Raw genomic sequence first — 4,447 nt, forward strand, 5'->3', positions numbered from 1 at the left:
GATGCGACCTGGTTAAACCAGTAATCGATTCCCGCTGTGTCTGGGGCACGGCCCAGGCTTTCCTGGTACTGCTCTTCAATCGCCTGGCGCACGGCGTCGTTGGTTTGCTTGAGCGCCGGGGCTAGCTCCATTAGCCGCACGGCCAGTTCGCCCGTTGCTGTGTCGTTGAGGTTCTGGGCTTCGACCATTGCCCGTAGTTCTGCGACTGTTGTGGGTACCTGGTCGGTGACGCCTGCCAGCGTTTTGCGGAGGTCGGATTGGGAGCGGCTTAGGCGCTCGGTTTCGGTGTAGGTGGCCTGGTAGTAGCTTTGCTGGATAGTGGTTAGGTTCTGCACACCACCAGCGATCTCAGCGATATTAACCGCCGCTGCATAAGAGGCCTGGCCGGCAACGTCAAATTGCAGGTTTAGCCGCTCCATGCTGTTGGATAGCAGCGCATGCGCCTGCTGGGATACCTGAGCCTGGGCGATGACGGCGTCGAGCGATCCATCCAGCGACTGAACATACTGGCCAAACTCGCTGGTCATCGCATCGATAGCGGCACGAGGGCGCTCCTGCAGCGCGAACTGGATCAGCTCGCCGGCATTCTCCGCGTACAGGCCCATTGACTGGACCGTCTCCAGCATGGCGCTGAACTCGTCTTCGCTTTGAGCGAATGATGCAACGACGTTATCCAGCTGAGCCGCGCCCTGGGTGATTTCGTCCCACCATCCGTCATCAAGCCCCGCTTTGCCGAAATCACGCGAGGTGCGGTTACGGAAGCCGACCGCGCCGAATGCGGACTGTTCGTAATATTCAGCGTCGTTACCGCCCTCGAAATAACTGTCATTCATTGCCCGCCGAATGTCTTTCGTGTCCACGGCGTACTTATCTGCGACGGCACGGATGCCGTCCGCAGCGACCTCGGCCTGAATCTTAGCCACGTCGAGAATAGCCGTATCCACTGTCTCAACAACGGCTTTGAATGCAGGCGAGTTGCTGCCGAATGCCGAATCCAGCGCACCCCCGATAAACCCACCGATACCCGCTCCAATCGGGCCGCCAAAGTAAGTGCCAATCAAAGAACCAGCGGTGGCGCCGTAGTTCGATTGCGCCTGTTTACCGAATACCGATTCGCCCAGTTGGGTGCCGGCATAACTGCCCGCCATGCCCGCACCAGCGGATGCCAGGCCATTCATACCCGAAAAATTAGAGGTCGAACCGCCCATGAAGCCGCTCTGGCCCATGCCAGATGTGGCGCTATTGGCCCATCCGCCGGTTGCAGCGCTGGTTGCGCCATATGCTTGGTGGCTGGCTCCGGTCCATGCGATGTTGCCGAAGCCCTGTTGTGCTGCGCCCCAGGCGTTTTTGATCCCACCGATAGATGGCATGCCCATGCCGCCTGGCTGGCCACCGCCCGCGCCGACGGTATTGAAGCCCAGCGATGCGGTAATCTGGCGGGTGGTGTACTGGTGAATGACTTCAGCCAGCGTATCTAGCGCCAGGCGTTTGAACGAGCCGAAGGCGTCCTCAGAGCCGTCCAGGAACGAGCGCCACATGTCGACGCTGGCGTCATCCATGCGCTCTAGCTGGCGGTTATACAGCGTGGCCATGCGGTCGGCTTCATCGCCCACGGTGGTGGCCAGGTCTTCTGATTCACGCTGGGATTGCTGAAACGTTTCGTTCAGAAGCCCCTGCATCTGCATGTATTGCTGGGCGTTGATGCGGCCGGTGGCTAACGCCAGGTTGAGGGTGTTTTGCGCCTGGGCGTATTGCACCGTTTCCCGGCGCATGGGTTGCAAGCGGTTTTGCAGGTCTTCTAGGGCGTCGGTGTGGGTGTTGGTGGCAGTGGCCGCAGTTTCGTTGGCATCGCCAACTTTCGTAATCGTGGGTTCAACTTCGCGGTTGCGTTCGCCAAGTTCCCCAATGCGGCCTTCTACTAGCGCGATAGCCGCTTCTAAGTTGGCCGCTTCTTGCCGTGTTTCGTCGCTGGTTTCGCCCAGCTCACGCACCGCGTCGGTTTGTGCAGTAACATCAACCCCCAGGATGCCACCGCCGCCATCGCCTTCGATCTGACCAACCTTACTGAACTCTTCTGCCGTTGCCTCGGCTTGCGCACGTACTTCTGCCAACTGCCCCACTAACGATGTCAACGTTAGCTGAGCAGCAGCTTGGCTCATGTCGTCAAGCCCATTGGTGAGCTTGTTGACTGCGGTGGTGTTGGCGTCGACTGTGGGAACAGTTAGGCCAAGCTCTTCGCGGAACAGATAAAGTAGACCAGCGCCACCCACTAGTAGTCCTAGCGGGCCACCGACCAATGCCAACGCACCGCTTAATCCTCGTGCTGCCACGCTAGCCCGCGCCGTGGCGGCTGTGGCGGTGTTCATCGCGGCTGTGTGCGCGCCTGCGGCTGTCGCTGCGCGTGTGCGAGCCACGCTTAGCTGTTGGAGCGCAAAGGTATGGGCAGCAGTGCCGCTAGTAGCCTGTGCTTCTAGGCGCGCAGTGCTGAGAAGGGCTAGTGCTGTCTGTTTTTCTGCTGCTGTGCGGCGAGTGTTGGCGACTGCTGCGGCTGCCTCTGCGCTTACATCAGCTTGAGTAGCGACTGTTTTGGCCACGATTGCCGTAGTGGCCGTGGTGAGGGCAACAGAAACGCGCCCTCCAACCAACACCGCCATGATCTCAGCACCAGACGCTAGGGCGTCAATGTTGTCGGTCAGGAACTGAACAGTGTTACTGGCATTGGCCAACGTGCTTTCGAAAATTTCAGTGGCACCGGCGTCGCCAACCGCCAGATAGAACTGGTAGATAGTATCTTCCAGGTTGGACGCCTTACCGCTCAGCGTGTCCATCTGATCAGCCATAGCACCGGCAAACTGGATTTCACCAATCTCTTGCAGATATTGACTTATCGCTGCAGCACTGTTGCCCACAGTGGTAGTTACGCCCTGGAAGGTAAATGAGATTTGCTCGCCTTCCTTACTGGCACGAATACCAAACTCTTTGAGGCGTTCAAACTCACCTGTGGCGGCATCAGCAACGGCCTCCACCATCTGCATCATGTCTTTACCCATGGCTGCAGCGGTATTGCCGTATGAGCGCAGTGCTTCTTGGCTAGGGTTGAGACCTAGAGACTGCATGCGGATGAATGCTTGGACTGATTGATCTAACGTGAAAGGTGTTTCGGCGGCAAAGCCTAAGAGCGTATCCCAAGCCGCTGAGGCGTTTTCAATAGAACCTGTAACGGTTTTAAGCGAGGCTTGAAGCTGCTGGGAACTGTTAACAGCATCATAAGTATCTTTCGCAAAGCTAGAAACGCCCATTGCTGTTAAAGCAGCACCAACGCCTAACGCCACTGTGCGAAGCTGGCTCAAATGCCCTGAAACAGTCTGTGCCTGCTGTCCTGTGCCCTCTAATGCCCGCTCTGCCCGTGCGCCCTCACGCTCAGTGGTTCCCCCAAACTCACGCACTTCACCCTGCGCATTGCGCAAGGTGCCGGAGAGCTGGCGGCCATCGCCTGTAAGGGTAACGCTTAGCGTTAGATCGTTGTTCACACGTGAGCCTTCTAACGTTATGTCCAGGGAGGGACGGTATCCCGGCGCGCCAAAATGGCAGCGCGCCGGGGCTAGTGTCGGGGTTGGTTCATGAAATTGATCGCGCCGCGCTCGATGAGCTGTACTTGATCCAGCCGCTCAAGTTGGTCTGCTGGGGAAAGCGGGTAGAGGCTGAGCACGCTGATTATGGCTTGCACATCCAGCCCCACCGGGCCGCCCATGCCGCTATACCGCCACTGGCGAGAGCAGCGCTGGAAGGTTTGGATGGCCTCCCAGTTCTCCGGCAGCACCTCGAACAGATCCGGCTCGGTTGCCGCTGCCTCGGCTTCTTCTGCCAGCTCCCCTTCCAGCGTGATCCCCAGCGCCGCCAGGTCTTCCTTGACCAGGCTGGGCTTGCCGTTGCTGGCATCCGCCCAGTAACGGCCGGCCTCGATCAGATTCGCGGACGGTTCTTTTTTGCCACGCTCTCCTGATAGGCGGTGATCAGCGCGGTGCTAGCCGCTGGGTCGTTTTTCAGGGCGTACAGCAATTCATCACCTTCCAGCAGTTTGCCACCTTCACCGGGCACTTCAATGCCGCTGGCACCGACCAGTACCTGGTCGAGCAGCAACGTATCGGCGGGCAGGTCGCGCAGCTGGTTCTGTGGCATGACCTTGAACGTAGCGGTGAACTTGCCGGTGTGCTCTTTGCCCGCTTCGTCGTAGACGGTGAGGGCAACGGGGTAGGTGTAGGTGCGGTTGGTGTTGAGTGTGAACACGGGTGCTTCTCCTGGTTGATGGCGTGTGAAACGTTTATTTGGTGACGATGGTGACTTCGTCGTTACCGTCGATGGGTTCCGGGCGGTAGTTGATGCTCAGCATCTGGGTACCGTCCTGATCCGAGTACGTGGGCGATTCGATGCCCACCTTGGGCATGGC

At 58.8% G+C, this 4,447-nt stretch carries 3 protein-coding genes; all 3 read right to left on the reverse strand.

The window, feature by feature from the left end; all coding sequences use genetic code 11:
* Positions 1-3,530, reverse strand: a 3,530-nt coding sequence (locus tag M8006_RS17410; RefSeq protein WP_430886849.1) for a hypothetical protein, incomplete at its 3' end; no start/stop codon positions are given.
* 71 nt (positions 3,531-3,601) lie between these two features.
* Positions 3,602-3,820, reverse strand: a complete 219-nt coding sequence (locus M8006_RS18490; RefSeq protein WP_430886850.1) for a DUF1799 domain-containing protein — start codon at positions 3,818-3,820, stop codon at positions 3,602-3,604.
* A 143-nt stretch (positions 3,821-3,963) separates the two neighbouring features.
* Positions 3,964-4,287, reverse strand: coding sequence for a hypothetical protein (locus M8006_RS17420; protein WP_250084442.1), 324 nt, complete (start codon positions 4,285-4,287; stop codon positions 3,964-3,966).
* Between the last annotated feature and the right edge of the window lie 160 nt (positions 4,288-4,447).

The organism is Halomonas llamarensis, from assembly GCF_023555005.1.
Classification (GTDB): Bacteria; Pseudomonadota; Gammaproteobacteria; order Pseudomonadales; family Halomonadaceae; genus Vreelandella; species Vreelandella llamarensis.